Consider the following 15,921-nt stretch of genomic DNA (forward strand, 5'->3'; position numbering starts at 1 on the left):
CTGCCCACGGCTGCCGGCCAGACCCACATTCGGTCGTTTGTTCAGGTCCGCTGCGGGGGTACGATCGAAGGTCAACGGAGGTCAGCGACAGTCCTCCCCCAAGCTCAGGTGCCAGCCAACATATCGCGCACAATCTCGTCGACCTTTCCGTCCCGTTCGGCGAAGCGGAAGGGCTTCACTTCGTCAACGACGATCTCGTCCGCGGACGGGTGCGCGATGAGTTGCGCCATCACGTCGTCGGCAAATTTCGCGAGCGGAACGCTGAATGGGGAGTCCTTCAGTCCTTCCAGCAGGTCGGTCGCCACTTGCGGGGGGATGATCTCGATCACCTGCGGCACATTTCGCAGACGGGCGCGCAACGACACTGTGTAGGAATGCAGCGCCGCCTTACTGGCCGAATAGGTCGGGGCACCGGGATATGGTACGAAACCGGTGCCCGAGGACACCATGACGATGGCCGCTGCCGGACGATCCTTCAGATGCTCGACGAGCGCGTCGACCATCCGGATCGGCCCCAGAAGATTGGTTTCGATCATCCTTTCGGTGCGCGAAAGGTCGCGGGCGATCGTGGGATCCTCCACCCCTGAAATCCCGGCGCAATTGACTAGCACATTGAGGTCCGGATGCTCTGCGATCAGTCGCCGGGCGACGGTGGCGATCGCGTCGGGATCGGTGATGTCCAACTCGTAGAACGCCATGCTGGGTCGACCTTCGATCGTTTCCTGCAACGCGCTGCACCGACGACCCGCGACGATGACTGTGTTGCCCAGATCGTGCCAACGATGCGCCAGAGCCTGACCGATGCCGGAGCTTCCTCCGGTGATGAAAATGGTGTTCCCTACGGTGTTCATGCTGCCTCCATGCGTGTCAGGCTGCAGATAGAGTGGTGCCGTACGTTCGACGCACCCGATCCTGCCCGATCTTTGCCTATTTCTGGCAAACCGTTGATCGATGGCGTTCGGCCTGACATGTGTGAGCCATGGATCAAGTTATCGCCGAGCTGGCGGCCACGGTCGCGCGCAAAAGCGAGGAAGGCCTCACGGCCACCCCCATGCCGAATGTCGGGCTGTACAAGGTCAGCCGGTGCATCGACCTGCTGCCGGAAACCTATCGTCCGGTTGTCAGCCTGATATTGCAGGGCGAAAAGCAGCTGTCGATCGGGGATGAGATACTGACCTATCGCGCTGGGCACACCTTTACCGCGGCTCTTGATCTCCCGGTGCTGGGAAAAATCACAGAGGCGAGTGCAAATCGACCCTATCTCGCGATCAGTCTCGCCATCGAAACCGAGATCGTCTCCAGTCTTACTATCAACATGCCTGATCCTATACACCGAGCTGAGCGGAAAGGGTTCGCCGTCGATCGTGCTGACCGCGATCTGCTTGATGCCTGGAGCCGGATGCTACAGCTGATCGACCGGTCCGAGGAGGTTGGGATCATGGCTCCGCTGCTGGAGCGAGAAATCCTGTATCGCCTCTTGCGTGGCCCGCAAGGTGCGGTCCTGCGGCAGATCACGACCGCCGACCCCGGAACATCGCAGATCAGAAAGGCGCTTGCCCTGATTGCAGAACACTACTCCTTGTCTCTCAGGGTGGAGGACATAGCGCGGACGGTCAGCATGAGCTGCTCCGCCTTTCATCGGGGGTTCAAGGCCGCGACCGGCATGGCTCCACTCCAATATCAAAAGACGCTTCGACTCTACGAAGCAAGACGGTTGCTCCTGAACGAACCGACGAGTGCGAGCTCGGCCGCCTTCTCGGTCGGTTACCAGAGCGTGTCTCAATTCAGCCGGGAGTACCGGCGAATGTTCGGCACACCGCCGATGCAGGACATTCGAACGCGCCGGTTGGATTGATCGGCAATCCTAGCTTCCCTGTATGCGCGCGAACGGCCTGGCTGATTGCGCAGTCTCGCCTGCTCTACCGCGTTACGGCGCTGAGCTTGTCGAGCCGGCGTCGGCCTACCAGCAGCCCGCCCTCCAGCCTGGCGCAGAGCGCGGCGTAGTAATCGGCGAGAAAACCGTCATCGTCGTTATCATCGGCGATGCCCGCCTTACGCCGGATCGCCGCGGCGACGGTGATACGGGCGAGGTCGTCGCCGCCACGGATCACGTCTTCGAGCGCCTGCAATTCGTAGATGCCGTACAGCGCCAACGCCGTATCGGAGAAGACGCGGCGAGGTCGATCGGTGGCCGGCGTCAGATCGGGAGCGAGTGTTCGGACGGCGGTCTGCACCACCCAGGTTCCCGCGACCAAATCGCCGATGCGCAACCGGTCGCGGTTGAACAGCGGGAAGAACAGGAAGATGCCGGTCCACAGCAAGGCGAAGATGGTCAGGAACGCATCAGCGGTTCCCGCCGCCGCCTGCGCGCCGAGGAAGGAGAGCGGCAGGAACACCTCGATCTCGCGCATCGCGTTGCGCGCCAGCACCGCGCCTGCGGTCAGCCTCGCACCATCGCGCGCGACGACGCGCAGTTTCATCAGCCGCTTGCCCGGCGTCGCGCCGCGACCGCCCATCTCGAACAGCACGAACCAACCGTTGCGCAACACGAATGCACCGATCAGCCAGAGAATCTTGGCGATGTCAGCCCGAGTGGCCTGATCGAGCGCGAACAGCGCAGCGGTCACCGCGACCAGCGCGATCAGCATGAGCACTAAGTCGATCAGAAACGCCGCAGCGCGCGTGCCCGCCCCGCCCAGTTCGAGCTGCAGGTCGACACCCTCGGGCGTGACGAAGCTGCGGCGCCGGGCAACGGGCGCCCTAGTCCGGCGAGCGGTACGCATGACGCCTCCCGATGCCATAATAATAGAGCAGCCACGCCGCGAGCATCGCCGCGCCGATGATTACGCGCGTCACGTCGCCGGTCACGACCTGACGACCGACGCCCTCGAGGATCGCCGCGACTGCGAGCATCAGCACGACGCCCGCCGTGGCAACCGCGGCGGTGCGACCGGCGGCGACCACCGCTTCCATCCGTTCCTGCCTGCCGGGAAAGGCGATGGCGGTGCCGATCCGCATCCCGGCCGCACCGGCGATCATGACCGCGAACAATTCGGTCGTGCCGTGGATCGCCAGCCAGGCCAGGAAGTTCGGGCCCAGCCCCTTGCCGGCGAACACCGCGATCATCGCGCCCAGCATCAGCCCGTTGTAGAAGATCAGCAGAGCGGTCGGCACGACGAAGGCGAACCCGAGTGCGAAGGCGAAGATCGCGATCTGTGCGTTATGGCCGAACAGGAAGCTCGCGAAGACGCCCAGCCCGTCGTCTTTGCTATGGTACAGCGTCGCACGCAGCGATTCCACCGACGCACCGGGATCGCGGCCGCCCGCCAGTCCCTGGGGTACGATCCCTGAATACCAGGACGGATCGGCACGGACGAGCATATAGGCCGCGACTGCGCCCGCGAGCGTCAGGAACGCCATGACCAGCGTCTCGCGCCACAGGGAGGCAACCGCACTCGGCCACCCCTTGGTGAAGAACCGCGCCAGGTCTCTCCACGCCGAATCCGAGACACCGTAGAGCTGGAAGTAGGCGCGTGCGCACAATTGCTCGAGATATGCGATCAGCGCCCGATCGAGCGACGTCTCACGCGCGACCGACAAGGACGACAGCGTGGACCGGTATAGCAGCGGCAGGGCCAGCAGATCGTCGTCGGACAGCACACGGACCGAGCGCTTCTCGATCCGCGTGAGGAGGTACTCCAACCGATTCCAGTCCACCTCATGCGCGGCGCGGAAGCGGCTGGCGTTGAGCAGCGGCGCTGCGATATCGACGAACGCGCTCACAACAGGCTCCTACGCTTGAGGTCGATATAGCCTTCGACCAACCGCTCGGCGACTTGGTCGTACGGGCTCTCGATGACGTGGACGCCCAGCCGGCGCAGCCGCAGCAGCACCAGCCGCCGATCGCGGAGCAATGCCGCCGCCGTCACCGCGCGGGTCACGTCGGCGGCCCGTTCGGGCGCACGGTCGACGATCGTCTCCAGTTCGTCGTCGCGCAGGACGACGATCAGCACGAGATGGGTCTTGCGCAGGCGTGCGACCGCCTGGACCATGAAGTCGGCGGAAATCGGATCGGTGAATTCGGTGAACAGCACGATCATCGATCGCCGCGTCAGCCGCGCAGCCAGAGTGGTCAGTGCAAAGGTGTAGTTGGTCTCGTCGCCACTATAGTCGATGCCGGCGGCGAGGTGCTGAAGCTCGGTAAAGGCGCTCGCCCCGCCGATGAAGCCGCCGGCTATGCGCGGACGGGAATCGAACGCATGGAGCGCGACCCGATCACCCAGCTTCAGGGCAAGCCACCCGGTCAGCAGCGCCGCCGATACCGCGCGATCGACACGCGGGATGCCGCCGACCGGTTCCGACATCTGCCGGCCGGAGTCGACCGCGAAGACGATCTGGCTGTTGCGTTCGGTCCGGTATTCCTTGGCATAGAGCTTCATATGCCGAGCGGACTGTTTCCAGTCGATCGCGCGCCGGTCCACGCCCGATCGGAACTCGACCAGCGCGTCGAAGTCGGTACCGTCGCCGCGGTCGCTTTGCGCCAACAGACCCTGCACCGCATGGCGCTGGAACATCTCCGCGCCCTGCCGACGCACCGCCTCGATATCGGGCAGGATCGGCAGTTTCCGGTCCCCGTCGATCCGCGCCTGACGCCACGTCAGACCAAGCGGTCCCGCCCAGCGCACCCAGATCGTACCGAGCCGCGCCGTTCCGCGCCGCAATGGCGTCAGCACGATCGTGCCGGTTCCCCGACCCGCCTCCAGCGCGACGTCCAGCGGCGCGGCATCGGCAAACGCCAGCAAGGGGTCGGGCGCCAGCGCCACCTGCACCGCGCTTACAGCTCGACGTGCATCGACCTCGATCGTGATCGGCACTGTCAGGGTAACACCGACCGCCGCCGACCGCGGCAGCACCAGCATGGCACTCGTCCCTGCACGGCCGAGCACCGCATCGGCGAACACGAGCGTGAGCACGGCGAGCGGCCAGCCTAGCCCCGCATACCAGGTCGCCGGAAACAGCATCGCAACCAGCAGCGTGACCGGCACGCCGATCGCCGCCGCCAGCACTGCCATGCGGGTCGGATAGATCAACGTGGCGCCTCGATCGTCTCGATGATCTGCGCGACGACGTCCTCGATCGCCCGCCCGCCGATCTCCGCCGCGGGCGACAGGATCAACCGGTGGCGCAGCAATGCGGGCGCCAGTGCCTTGACGTCGTCCGGAATAACGAAGTCGCGGCCGTCCAATGCCGCCCGTGCCCGCGCGGCCCCGGCCAGCATCGCACCCGCCCTTGGCGAAGCACCGCTTTCCAGGTCGGCCACGCCCCGCGTGCCGCGGACCAGTGCGACGATATAGTCGATGACCTCGTCCACCAGCCGCACATTCGCGACCGCCTTGACCGCCGCATCGATCGTCGCCGCGTCGGCGCGCGCCTCGACGCCCCAGTCCGCAGGCGACATCGCGGTCGACCGCGCGCCATGGTCCGCAACGATCCGGCGTTCCTCCTCCGCGGTCGGATAGGACACGGCCTGCTTGAACAGGAACCGGTCGAGCTGCGCCTCGGGCAGCGGATACACGCCTTGCTGTTCGATCGGGTTCTGCGTCGCGACGACGGTGAAGCGATTGCTCAGCGCCAGGCTCTCGCCGTCGATCGTGACGGTGCGCTCCTGCATCGCCTCGAGCAATGCCGCCTGCGTCTTGGGCGAGGTGCGGTTGATCTCGTCCGCCAGCAGCAATTCGGTGAAGATCGGGCCCCGCGTGAGCGTGAACGTCGACGTCTGGAAGTTGAACAAATTCGCGCCGATGATATCGCCCGGCATCAGGTCCGGCGTGAACTGGATACGACCGAAGTCCAGCCCGATCGCTTTTGCAAACGCGTGGGCGAGCAACGTCTTGGCCGTACCCGGCGGCCCTTCCAGCAGGATATGCCCGCCGGCGAACAGTGCGACCAGCAGCAGGTCGACGGTGGCGTCGTGGCCGATCACGGCCTTGCCGATCTCGGCGCGTATCGCCTGCCCGAGTGCCTGAACCTCTTCTACCGTCACTGTGTCTTCTCCTGTTGCCATCGGTACAGCGCCTGCGCTGCGGCTAGCATGTCGGCGCGATGCTCGGCGTTACCCGCGTCGGCAACCAGCGTGCTGAACCGCGTTGTCCCCCCGAGATTGTCGAGATAGCGATCGGCTTCGTCGTCCGTCAGTCCAACGGGAACGCCGAAGATCGTCCGCGCGCGCTCGCGGATCACCACGGCATAGCGCCCGCCCAGCATCCCTTCGCGCCCCGCCTTGCGGACGATCATCGCGCTGTTGTCGATCAACGCGGTCTTGCCGAACGCGATCGCCCGCGTGCGCGGTCGGGCCGCACCGAAGCGGACCAGCGCCTGCCATCCGACCAGCGCCAGCGCCGCGACGATCGCCAGCGTCATCGCGAGGAACGGCGGTTCGAAGGCGAGCTTCAACGGGCTGCGTGCCAGACCCAGCCCGTTCAGCGTCACGTCGAACGCGATGCCGCGCGCGCCGGTAGAATTGACGAAATCGAGCAGGTCCAGCGCCGCGCGGGCATGATCCAGCCGACGAATGCCGTGATTGTTGAGCAGGTCGGGGTCCGTAAGGACGTACGTACTGGTGCGACGGATTTGCCCCAACACGATCCGCCCCACATCGTCGGTGATCAGCGGTATCAGCGCCGCCGAGGTGACCGCCCGCAACGGCCGCGGCGCCGACACCGCGAGCGACGACGGTGCCCAGCGGACCGGGTGCAGCGGGCGCGCGCCGCTCGGTCGGCGGGTCACCTTCAGCACCGTCGCAGGGGCGAGGACGCCGGCGGGGTCGAACGCCGGCAGCAGTCCGCCGACGTCCACCCAGCCGCTCGTCTGGTCATCCGCGATCGTCGCCCATTTCGGCAGCACGATCAGCGTCGCCCGGCCGCGTCGCGCCGCCATGAACTTGCCCATGGCAACCGCGCCATGCTCCGGCGTCGCGATGACTAGGTCTTCGGTCTTCCAGCCATCCTCCGCCCGGAGCACCCGGGGGTGGCGCCCGGTCGCACGCGCCAGTTCGACGATACCGGCATATCCGGTCGCAGCGTTGGACAGGGCATGCGAACCGGCATTCCGCCCCGAGTTCAGATCGGGCGCATAGGCCCCCAACAGCAGCGAGCCAGCGAAACCGATCAGGCCGATGATCAGCAGCAGGGCCACCGTCAGGGGGGCGAATACCCGGTCCGCACTCCCCGTACGGCTGACTCCCACCTCGCTCACGCGTGCCACCGCTTGGGCAGTGCCAGGTCGGCATAAGCCGTGCGAGCCGTCTGCCAGTCCGCGTCCGTAACCAGGCGTCCGCCGAACACGCTGCGCTCGACCAGCACGGCGATGCTCGCGAACAACGGACGGACCGCCGCCGGCAACAGCGGCGCCGACGCGAGTTCGCGGCTAGTCAACGACGGTCGTCGCAGCGCCGGACGACGCTGAGCGATGTCGTCGATCGCATGGAACAGCAGATAGTGGATGGCCTCGGCATGACTGCCCTCCCCAGCGAGCCGGTCCGCCTCGCGCAACCATGCCCGGGCCGGCGCCGCATCGGGCATCCAATCGTCCTGATCGACGTCCGACGTCGGGCTGGCGGGCCGCCGTCGCGCGGGAAGACGCCATTCGCCCGACCGGATGCGCTCGACGACCATCCAGACCACTGCCGCCGCGATACCCACCAATAGGGTCCACAGCAGGATCCGCGCATAGGGCGCGTCGGGCATGAGGTTCGAAATCCACCGCAACAGCCGCCCGATCGGCCTGAACAGGTCGGCGAGCCAGCGTCCCAGCGTCTTCAGCCATTCCGGTGGCTCGGGTGGCACCGGCGGGCGGGTCAGAGTGAACTGGATCGACGGGTCGGCACGCAAGGCGGCATGGGCCGCAGCCAGCCGATCGGCCGCCGCCGCTGGATCATGTCCTGAAAACCCGATGGCACCCTCCCAGCGATCCGCCGCTGTTCCCGAACTGAGACTTAGCCGGATCGGCCACCGGTGCAATCCGCCATTCGTGCGACAGGATCGACTGGACAGCGGATAGTTCGCTTGCCACCATCATCAACAGGGACTTTGGGGGAAAGACAATGGCCGGCCACACTACCGTCGAGACGGGCGTCGCGACGAGCCGTGGAATTTCCGTGGGCAACGTCTTTGGGCGCAGCGCGAACGTCATCAAGGCCAATCCGCTTGCGACGCTCGGCACTAGCTTTGCCTTGATAGCGTTGCCGCAACTGCTGCTTGCCCAGATTGGCCTGGGCGCGGCGGTGTTCCAGAACGTCCGCGAAGGGCTGTATGCGCTGGCCGGACTCTACGGAATCATCGTCGGTTTGCTGTGGCTGATCGCCAGCGGGGCACTGGTTCAGGCGACGATCGCGCATGACCAGGGCAGACCCGCGAACCCGCGTGAGATGCTGCAGGTCGGGGTTGCGCGATGCCTGCCGCTATTGGCGGTCTACCTGCTGCTCCTGCTTGGCGTATGGGCAGGTACGATCTTCCTCGTCGTGCCGGGGATCATGCTCGCGGTGATGTGGTCGGTATCCCTGCCCGCGATCGTAGCGGAGCGTCCGGGCGTGTTCGGTGCCTTTGGTCGTAGCCGCGCCCTGACCAAGGGCGCGCGGTGGCACGTGTTCGGTATCCTGCTGCTGGCGTGCGTCATCTACCTGCTCGCCTCGGTGGTGATCGGTGTCGCGAGCGTGGCCGGCTATGGCTCCTTGGGCGCCCTCACGGGCAGCGGCCAGTTACGGATGCCGATGCCGGCGCAGCCTTCGTTTGTCGTCCAATTGCTGCAATCGATCGTCACTACCGTGATGCTGACCTGGTTCACGACGGTCGGCGCGTCGCTCTTCATCGAACTGCGTGACTGGAAGGAAGGCCCCGACGCCGACCGGCTTGCCGACATCTTCGCCTGAGCCAACGAGTATGCTGTGGCGCCTGTGAGCGAACGGACGACCCGATTGCGGACATTCCCTGCTGATACAGATTTCCCAATCTAGGCCGTTCATTCACCGGCATCGGCGCCAACCATAAATGGAAACGGCCGCTTTACCCTCTCCGATGTACGCTGCAGCGCTAACTCGACACGGTGGAGATGTGCGATGGGGCACTCGTCGTTAGATCCAGCTTTTCATGAACTCCGCCCCCGGAATGAGGGCCTTGTACGGGGCGCAAAGTGCGCCCTCAAACCTCTGCAAGTTTGGCCCATCCGATTTTGGCTTGACCAACACCGGCGCCTCCGGGACCGAGCGCTTTTCGACTTTGCGATCGATAGCAAGTTGCGCGGCTGCGCCGTTGTCAAGGTGCGCATCGGTGACATAGTCGCCGGCGACCGGATCAGGGATCGCGCCGTGGTAGTGCAGCAGAAGACCAAACGCCCGGTCCAGTCCGAATTATCGAGCCAACCCGCAAGACCCTGCTCGCTTGGCTTGAGCGTCGCGGCGGCACCTTGAACGACTTCGTTTTTCCAAGCCGTAACGACTATATGGGGCCCATGAGCACGAGGCAGTATGCCCGCCTCGTTCGCGAGTGGATCATCGGTATCGGCCTCCAGGCCGAGGATTGCGGCACTCACTCGCTTCGACGCACGAAGGCATCGACCATCTATAAGGCGACGGGAAACCTACGAGCGGTGCAGATCCTCCTCGGTCATGCGAAGATTGAGAGTACGGTGCGCTACCTTGGCGTTGATGTCGAAGACGCGTTGGAGCTATCAGAGCGGACGGAGGTCTGACGCAATCGACTCCGTTCTGGCCATTCGGACCGCTCCGCCTGCATTCCGTCTTCGAACGCTCGTTCATTCGGATTGAGAAGGATCGTCATCGAGCGTAGCGACTCCCATCAACGGATGCATGACGAAGGTCCAGCCGTCGCCGCCGACAATCATAAGGCGCAGCGATTGACGATCTGCCGTGCCCAGCAGCGATGCCGCTCCTGACGAAGCCGGCAATGTGACCGCCCTACCATCCTGAAGAATGCCGGTTGCCCAGCCACGCCGTCCACTGCGGATTTCGTTGGCAAGGCGCTCCAGCGCCGTCTCGAGCGCGGTGCGCGCACGTTTTCCTGTAGCCCATGCATAGCCCCCTGGCCGCAATTCCAGCGGTGCTACTAAGGGTTGGCTCGGGACCGGAGACGGCTGTGTGACGACACGGCGGGATTTTTCCTTCGGGTTATCAAGAGGACGCACACCCTCCATACTCATCATGCGCGCAAACTCATCCATCGCTGTTCCTTCAGTGGTAGCGCCCGGAGCGCATGAGTTTGATCACTGGTTCCTAACCTAATGGATAGCCGAGACACGGAAAACTGCGAATGAGATGCTGGCCGTCGAGCGCAGAAACAAGACCCACTCATCTTAGGCTGGCTCAGACAACAGCTTATGGAATGGCACGCCTCGAGGCTGGCCACAGGTGACCAAGCTATGGCAGAATTTGCTTTTTTCTAACCCGAACTAGCGGATTGCGAGCTGCGTCGCCAACCCGCGCGGAGTGATCGTCATAATGCCGTCCTCAATCGTCACGCGTCCCAAGCGCGCGATCTCGGTTTGTCCGAGCAGCGTATACGGAATGCCGGGCTGGCCGATGCGCATCGTCATACGCCCCAGGCTCTGGCCGCCGATCTCGACCGATGCGACGCGCGCTACGCCGACCCGGGTGTAGCCGCCGATACCGACCGCCACCTCCTCGCGCTGCACGGTACGGTCGGCACCGGTCTTGCGCGCGTCTTCCGCCGAGAGGATGCTGTAGGCCGCCCCGGTGTCGATGATGGCACGGATGGGTACGCCGTTGATCATCATCGACGCTACGAAGTGCCCGCCCCAGGGATCGCGATTGATGCGCAGGACGCGTGGCGTCGCGAGAGCGACCGGCTCGTCGAGGTCGGCGAGATCGACCTCGATGCGGGGTACGGTCGGTGGCGTGTACGCCACCACGGCGACAGTCGCGCGCTGCGGCTCGATGCACGTGACGATGGTCCGCGACAGCACGTGACCCTCGCCGTCCTCGTCCGTAGTCTCAGTAGTAGTAATCGCCGCCATGCCAGGCGTCCCCTCACCCCCGTGCCATAGGGCATCGACGACCCGAGTACGTCCATTGATCGTAGTAACGGTGCGCACGGTGTTTGCGGGAACGTCCTGCATCTGTCCCCCGATCTCGACGCGGACCTGGGCGGCTGCGGGTGTTGCGGCGAGCGCAGACGCAAGGGCGATCGCGATTGCCGGTGCATGGACGGTTGCTCTGGTAGCCATCGTCTCCCTCGTTTTTTCGTCTCGTTTTCTCGTCCAGGGACATTCGTCCCTGAGGATCAACGAGATTTTAACGTCCGTTCGTTTACATCCGGTTAGCGTGCGCGGCCGGGGCGCGATGCGTCTTGTGTATCTGCACAGGTTGATAAGGGGACCGCGCTCAGCGCCGTTCGCCCTGCAGCAGCATCCGGTCCGGCGAACCGAGTAAGTGTCGTTGATCCGGAATCGGCGACGAGGTGACCCATAAGCGGTCACTCAACGGCCAATTTCCTATTCCCAACTCCGGTTTGTGTGGACTTATCGTCACGGCAAACGAATGCCAGTCGTTGGCCACGATACGGCAAGCACGCTGGCTGTTCCAAGGTGTTTGAACGCCACCCGATTGACACGGTCGGTTTGGTGAATTGCGGGGCTTGGTCACCCGACGTCAGTGATTTTGGTTAGCCGGGTCGCCCGACGCCCGATCACAATCCAACTGCACCGCAACCTTCGCACCACCCAATTTGGAATCGGAGATCGTCAGCAAGCCGCCGTGAGCGCGCATGATCTGCTGAACGATCGCCAACCCCAGCCCGGATCCTGCAAGTCGGCGGTGCTGAGGATCGTCCCCCCGATGATAAGGCGCGAGGACTGCAGAGCGCTGATCCAGCGGTATTCCAGGACCATTGTCCTCCACAGCAAGGTGGACCGCTCGGTCGCTTCGCGTAACGGACAGGTGTATTCGGCCGCGGCCGTATTTGCGGGCATTGTCGAGAAGATTGGCGATCACGCGGCGCAACGCGTGGGCATCGCCGAGGCAGGGTGCATCATGCAGGTCCGTCGTTATTTCGGGGCCGGCATCGCGTATTTCCCGCTCGATCACCTCTGCGGCTGCCAGGTCGGCCAGGTCCACATGGTCACGAACGCTGCCGGTCGTGCCCCGCGCGAAGGCGAGCGCGTCGGCAAGCATGGCGTCCATGCCATCCAGATCAGCTTCAAGCTTCGAGCGCGCCGGGTCGTCGAGCACCACGACCCGCAGGCGCATGCGCGTTAAAAGCGTCCGAAGGTCGTGCGATATGGCCCCGATCATCAAGGATCGCTCTCCCAACAGGTCGATCACGCGTCGTTGCATGGCGGTCACGGCTTGTGCCGTACGACGGATGTCCGCAGCGCCAACTAGCGTCATGGCGGTCGTGACGGCGGTCCCGTCGAAACGTTCGGTCGCGCGTACGAGGTCCCGGAGCGGCCGCGTCTCGCGTGCCGTCAGCCACAAGGCCAGCAGCACGACGATAACCGCGAGAAACCCCATCCATAGGCTGGCCGGTAGGCCGAACAGGCGCGGTCGCTCTTGGTCGCCGGTCGCGTTGGTTGTCAGCACCAGCACGCTGCCGTCGGGCAGACGAGCGATTGCGCGCGCCAGAAAGCCTTCGATCGGGCTGCCTCTGCGAATAGGCCGGTAGCGTGGATCGGTGTAAGCCATCACCGGTGTGGTGGTTCTCATGAACCCCTTCAGTTTTGCGGTGAGCTTCGGCGCGCGCTGCAACTTGCCGGACGGCGGCGGGGTGGCCAGAATGACCGCAGAGAGATCCGAGCCGTTGGCCGCCCGCAGCAAAATTTGACGCGAGGGTGCATTCGGCCTGACCGCGAGGTCGATGAGCCCCGCCGTCTGCCGAACGCGGGGAAAGGTCGATGGACGCCGGGGCCGCAGTTCGTCGTGGACGAGAATGAGCGTCACGCTGGTGGCACCCAGGAGAAGCACGCTGCCGACGAGGATCAGCAGCAACCGTCCGAACAGGTCGAAACGCCCTCTCATTGCCACCTCGTCATCAACGGCGGGTCGAGGCGGCGAGAATGTAGCCGGCGTTGCGGACGGTGCGAATGAGTACCGCGACCTCGCTACCCGACTCCTCCAATCGACGGCGCAACCGGCTCACCTGCATATCGATCGTCCGGTCGAACATGTCGGCGGTACGGCCCCGGGTGGCATCCAGAAGCTGATCACGCGACAACACCCGTTGCGGCGCCCGTACGAAGCAGAGCAGCAGGTCATATTCGGACGCCGTCAACGCAACGTCACGTTCGTTCAGCATGACCCGCCGTGCATCCGGGTCGATCGTCAGATCGGCAACCGTCAGCACATCGCCGTCCACCTGAGCACCGCCACGCCGCAGGACAGCGTTGATCCGCGACAGCAAGACCCGGGGGTTGAACGGCTTGGATACATAATCGTCCGCACCGCCGTCGAGTCCAGCAACGCGATCGCCGTCCTCATCCCGTGCGGTGAGCATGATCACCGGTGGACCATTGCCGGCGGACAGGCGTCGGCACACGGAAAGACCGTTCTCGCCGGGTAACATCCAGTCCAGCACCACCAGCGACACTTTGGTGTTCGCAAGCACGCTGTCGAGTGCCACGGCATCGGTTGCGGTCTCCACGACAAAGCCCTGTGCGGCGAGGTAGGCCGCGAGCAGTTCACGGATGTCGGCATCGTCCTCGCAGACGGCAACGATCGGACGATCGGGCATGTCTGACTGAAGACCAGTGACCGCCCGAAGGCAAGCCACGTGACAAAATGTTACATAAGTCGTTGATTTGTCATGCCTCGGATACAGACGCGCTTCAAAACGCTGCATCGACTTCGGAGACGAGTGACCATGCCGGCAAGCGACATTCGAGCGGAACGGTACTGGAAAGGGGCGATGATAAGACCATCCCAGACGCCCCAAGATCCGTGCGCCCGATACGACCGACGTGACTGCGCTTGAGATGTACCGCGTCGACGAGCTTCAACAAGGAAAGAGCGAATGATGAGAGCACGCGTTATGGCCATCGCATCGGTGACCGCGATCCTCGCGGTGCAAGCGGCAACCGGGCAATCGGGGGCCGATGTGACTGCGTTCGCTGGCCATTGGCAAGTGGCAGGCGTCGCGGTTGGCGACGGGGGGGTGCAAGCGCTTGCCGACAACGATCCGAGTTTCATGGGCAAGCGCCTGACATTTTCCCGTGCGCGGCTTGCCTGGGATCGGCCGCAGGCGACGCACGATGCCTGCTCGAACCCACAGTTCATGCGGGTCGACAAACCAGCGCCGGCAGAACTGCGCGCGCAACTTCGCAAGCTCGGCATGCCACGGCCGACGACCTTCGCAATCAAATGCCGATCCGGCAATTGGGGCCCCGCTGACAACCCCGTGGTCTTCCGCGGTGCCGGCGGGGTGCTAGCCTTGCCCTGGTATGATGGTGGCATGCTCAAGCTGGTGCGCCGGTAAGGCATGTGCGCGCTTGTTACCGGCTGGAGGGTCGAGGATCCCACCACCCACGATCCTCGACGATCATCGCAATCGGAGGTGTTAGCGTGAAAAAGCATTCTTCCCACAAGGTCGTTTCTGCGCTGGTCGTGATCCTGACAACGTCCGGCGCTTCGGCACAGAGCGATGTCGAGCGGATTTTGCCGTCGGCTGCGGACCCGCGCATCCAGCGGTTCAACGACCCGAACGTGGTCCTGAACGGAGGCCCGGCTACGCGAGATGCGCCGTTGGTCGTGTTTCTACCGGGCACAAACGGTGGGCAATACGCGCCGATGCTGCTGATGAGGACGATTGCAGGCCAAGGGTACCGCGTCCTCTATCTGCCGTACAACAACACGCCCGCTGTGGCGCAGGTCTGTCCCCCGCGCCCCCCGCAATGTTCCGCGCGGTTCCGAACCGCACGTGTGTTCGGTGGGACGGGACCGGTTTCGAATCCGCCCGCCGAAAGCATCGTGTCGCGTCTGACCGCCGTGATACGCTATCTAGATCGCAGGCATCCCGAACTCGGATGGGCGGGGTATCTGGCCCCGGGCGGAAGACCATTATGGCCGAGGATCGTGGTATCCGGACTGTCGCAGGGCGCCGGCATGGCGGCGTTCATCGCCAAGAGGTTTCCCGTGAACCGCGTCGTGTTGTTCTCGAGCCCGTGGGATGAGTTTGGCCCCCGGCGACAACCCGCGCCGTGGTTGTTCGAACGATCGGCAACGCCGCCGGGGCGCTGGTGGGCCGAACGCCACGCGCGTGAAAATACCACCGAACTCCTCGCGCACGCCTATACCGCGCTCCGTATCCCTCGAGATCACCAGCTTGTGTTCGATGGCGCTCTGCCCCCGGCCGCGCAGGGCAATAATCCCTATCACGCGTCTACCGTCTACTCGCCTGCCTATGCTTCCCAGTGGCGAGCGATGTTTGGCGAAGCCAGCGCACGTCAGGGGCAGCCGTGATTGTGAAAGGACGGCACGCGTTTTAACTTGTAGACGCCAAATGAACCGCCGCTTGCCGTCAGAGTACCGCCATCACGAAATCGCGAGATTATGGTAACGACGTTGTGATACCGGCCGTTTCGACTGAACCGAACAAGGCGCCAGCCGTGCCCTTAAGGTATAGGAAAGTTCACGGACAAAGATTCATGAGCCGATATTCGCAGATGCTTTCTCCCTTCCCAACACCTGCCAATCGTTAATCTAACGCGCCGAAGTAGGAGAGAGATCGCCGGAGCGGGCTCCTCGCTGCGCCGGCAGAACGGGATGACGACCCGCCGGGATTGGTGTCCGACCCAACTTCAGCGTGAATTCCTGAGCATCTTCCGTTCCAGCTGCGCCGAATGGACTTCGGGAAAAGCAATGGATGGGAGCCGTTTCGATACGCCTGACAGGCTTGGCGC

Annotated in this window: 15 protein-coding genes and 1 pseudogene; 5 read left to right on the top strand and 11 right to left on the bottom strand. The window is 64.2% G+C overall.

Features of this window, described 5'->3' with window-relative positions; translation table 11 throughout:
* Window positions 1-104 precede the first annotated feature (104 nt).
* Window positions 105-851: an SDR family oxidoreductase gene (locus BM244_RS05815; protein ID WP_093397936.1), complete on the bottom strand. Its 747-nt coding sequence runs from the start codon at window positions 849-851 to the stop codon at window positions 105-107.
* 128 nt (window positions 852-979) lie between these two features.
* Here BM244_RS05815 and BM244_RS05820 point away from each other — a divergent pair, with 128 nt between their 5' ends.
* Window positions 980-1,855: an AraC family transcriptional regulator gene (locus BM244_RS05820; protein WP_093397937.1), complete on the top strand. Its 876-nt coding sequence runs from the start codon at window positions 980-982 to the stop codon at window positions 1,853-1,855.
* Between the two features lie 64 nt (window positions 1,856-1,919).
* Here BM244_RS05820 and BM244_RS05825 read toward each other — a convergent pair whose 3' ends face one another.
* The 6 genes from BM244_RS05825 to BM244_RS05850 are packed head-to-tail and all read right to left on the bottom strand — an operon-like array spanning window position 1,920 to window position 8,018.
* Window positions 1,920-2,783: an RDD family protein gene (locus tag BM244_RS05825; RefSeq protein WP_093397938.1), complete on the bottom strand. Its 864-nt coding sequence runs from the start codon at window positions 2,781-2,783 to the stop codon at window positions 1,920-1,922.
* Window positions 2,761-3,783 (bottom strand): stage II sporulation protein M, encoded by a 1,023-nt coding sequence (locus BM244_RS05830; RefSeq protein ID WP_093397939.1) that lies wholly within the window; start codon window positions 3,781-3,783, stop codon window positions 2,761-2,763. Before BM244_RS05830 ends, BM244_RS05825 begins: the two co-directional genes overlap by 23 nt.
* Window positions 3,780-5,090 carry a DUF58 domain-containing protein gene (locus tag BM244_RS05835; protein ID WP_093397940.1) on the bottom strand — a complete coding sequence of 437 codons (1,311 nt, stop codon included), beginning with the start codon at window positions 5,088-5,090 and terminating at the stop codon, window positions 3,780-3,782. The genes BM244_RS05830 and BM244_RS05835 overlap by 4 nt, the downstream gene beginning before the upstream one ends.
* On the bottom strand, window positions 5,087-6,043 hold the full coding sequence (locus BM244_RS05840) for an AAA family ATPase (protein ID WP_093397941.1): 957 nt from the start codon (window positions 6,041-6,043) through the stop codon (window positions 5,087-5,089). The genes BM244_RS05835 and BM244_RS05840 overlap by 4 nt, the downstream gene beginning before the upstream one ends.
* Entirely contained in the window at window positions 6,040-7,254 is a 1,215-nt protein-coding gene (locus BM244_RS05845) for a hypothetical protein (protein ID WP_175518081.1), read from the bottom strand. The genes BM244_RS05840 and BM244_RS05845 overlap by 4 nt, the downstream gene beginning before the upstream one ends.
* Window positions 7,251-8,018 carry a DUF4129 domain-containing protein gene (locus BM244_RS05850; protein ID WP_254784283.1) on the bottom strand — a complete coding sequence of 256 codons (768 nt, stop codon included), beginning with the start codon at window positions 8,016-8,018 and terminating at the stop codon, window positions 7,251-7,253. The genes BM244_RS05845 and BM244_RS05850 overlap by 4 nt, the downstream gene beginning before the upstream one ends.
* A gap of 83 nt (window positions 8,019-8,101) precedes the next feature.
* Here BM244_RS05850 and BM244_RS05855 point away from each other — a divergent pair, with 83 nt between their 5' ends.
* Window positions 8,102-8,926 (top strand): hypothetical protein, encoded by an 825-nt coding sequence (locus BM244_RS05855; protein WP_093397942.1) that lies wholly within the window; start codon window positions 8,102-8,104, stop codon window positions 8,924-8,926.
* Window positions 8,927-9,112: 186 nt separating this feature from the next.
* Window positions 9,113-9,744: pseudogene (locus tag BM244_RS05860) on the top strand (tyrosine-type recombinase/integrase).
* A 63-nt stretch (window positions 9,745-9,807) separates the two neighbouring features.
* Here BM244_RS05860 and BM244_RS22560 read toward each other — a convergent pair.
* From BM244_RS22560 to BM244_RS05875, 4 genes are all read right to left on the bottom strand, one after another.
* Window positions 9,808-10,233 (bottom strand): hypothetical protein, encoded by a 426-nt coding sequence (locus BM244_RS22560; protein WP_139226870.1) that lies wholly within the window; start codon window positions 10,231-10,233, stop codon window positions 9,808-9,810.
* 228 nt (window positions 10,234-10,461) lie between these two features.
* Window positions 10,462-11,256: a retropepsin-like aspartic protease family protein gene (locus BM244_RS05865; RefSeq protein ID WP_139226871.1), complete on the bottom strand. Its 795-nt coding sequence runs from the start codon at window positions 11,254-11,256 to the stop codon at window positions 10,462-10,464.
* Window positions 11,257-11,680: 424 nt separating this feature from the next.
* A complete protein-coding gene (locus tag BM244_RS05870; protein ID WP_093397943.1) occupies window positions 11,681-13,045 on the bottom strand; it encodes an ATP-binding protein in 1,365 nt (454 codons plus the stop codon).
* Between the two features lie 13 nt (window positions 13,046-13,058).
* Window positions 13,059-13,757 carry a response regulator gene (locus tag BM244_RS05875; protein WP_093397944.1) on the bottom strand — a complete coding sequence of 233 codons (699 nt, stop codon included), beginning with the start codon at window positions 13,755-13,757 and terminating at the stop codon, window positions 13,059-13,061.
* A 282-nt stretch (window positions 13,758-14,039) separates the two neighbouring features.
* On the opposite strand from BM244_RS05875, the gene BM244_RS05880 reads away from it, so the two are divergent.
* Together BM244_RS05880 and BM244_RS05885 are read left to right on the top strand one after the other, a co-directional pair.
* A complete protein-coding gene (locus BM244_RS05880) occupies window positions 14,040-14,498 on the top strand; it encodes a hypothetical protein (RefSeq protein ID WP_217649088.1) in 459 nt (152 codons plus the stop codon).
* A gap of 86 nt (window positions 14,499-14,584) precedes the next feature.
* Complete coding sequence (locus tag BM244_RS05885; RefSeq protein ID WP_093397945.1) at window positions 14,585-15,481, top strand: BPSS1187 family protein; 897 nt, start codon at window positions 14,585-14,587, stop codon at window positions 15,479-15,481.
* The last annotated feature ends 440 nt before the right edge of the window (window positions 15,482-15,921 follow it).

This window comes from Sphingomonas sp. OK281, assembly GCF_900115295.1.
In the GTDB taxonomy this organism is placed as follows: domain Bacteria; phylum Pseudomonadota; class Alphaproteobacteria; order Sphingomonadales; family Sphingomonadaceae; genus Sphingomonas.

Coding starts and splice junctions, on each gene's coding strand:
- BM244_RS05865 (WP_139226871.1), bottom strand. CDS start 11,256: ATGGCTACCAGAGCAACCGTCCATGCACCGGCAATCGCGATCGCCCTT.
- BM244_RS05880 (WP_217649088.1), top strand. CDS start 14,040: ATGAGAGCACGCGTTATGGCCATCGCATCGGTGACCGCGATCCTCGCG.
- BM244_RS22560 (WP_139226870.1), bottom strand. CDS start 10,233: ATGGATGAGTTTGCGCGCATGATGAGTATGGAGGGTGTGCGTCCTCTT.
- BM244_RS05875 (WP_093397944.1), bottom strand. CDS start 13,757: ATGCCCGATCGTCCGATCGTTGCCGTCTGCGAGGACGATGCCGACATC.
- BM244_RS05870 (WP_093397943.1), bottom strand. CDS start 13,045: ATGAGAGGGCGTTTCGACCTGTTCGGACGGTTGCTGCTGATCCTCGTC.
- BM244_RS05825 (WP_093397938.1), bottom strand. CDS start 2,783: ATGCGTACCGCTCGCCGGACTAGGGCGCCCGTTGCCCGGCGCCGCAGC.
- BM244_RS05815 (WP_093397936.1), bottom strand. CDS start 851: ATGAACACCGTAGGGAACACCATTTTCATCACCGGAGGAAGCTCCGGC.
- BM244_RS05820 (WP_093397937.1), top strand. CDS start 980: ATGGATCAAGTTATCGCCGAGCTGGCGGCCACGGTCGCGCGCAAAAGC.
- BM244_RS05855 (WP_093397942.1), top strand. CDS start 8,102: ATGGCCGGCCACACTACCGTCGAGACGGGCGTCGCGACGAGCCGTGGA.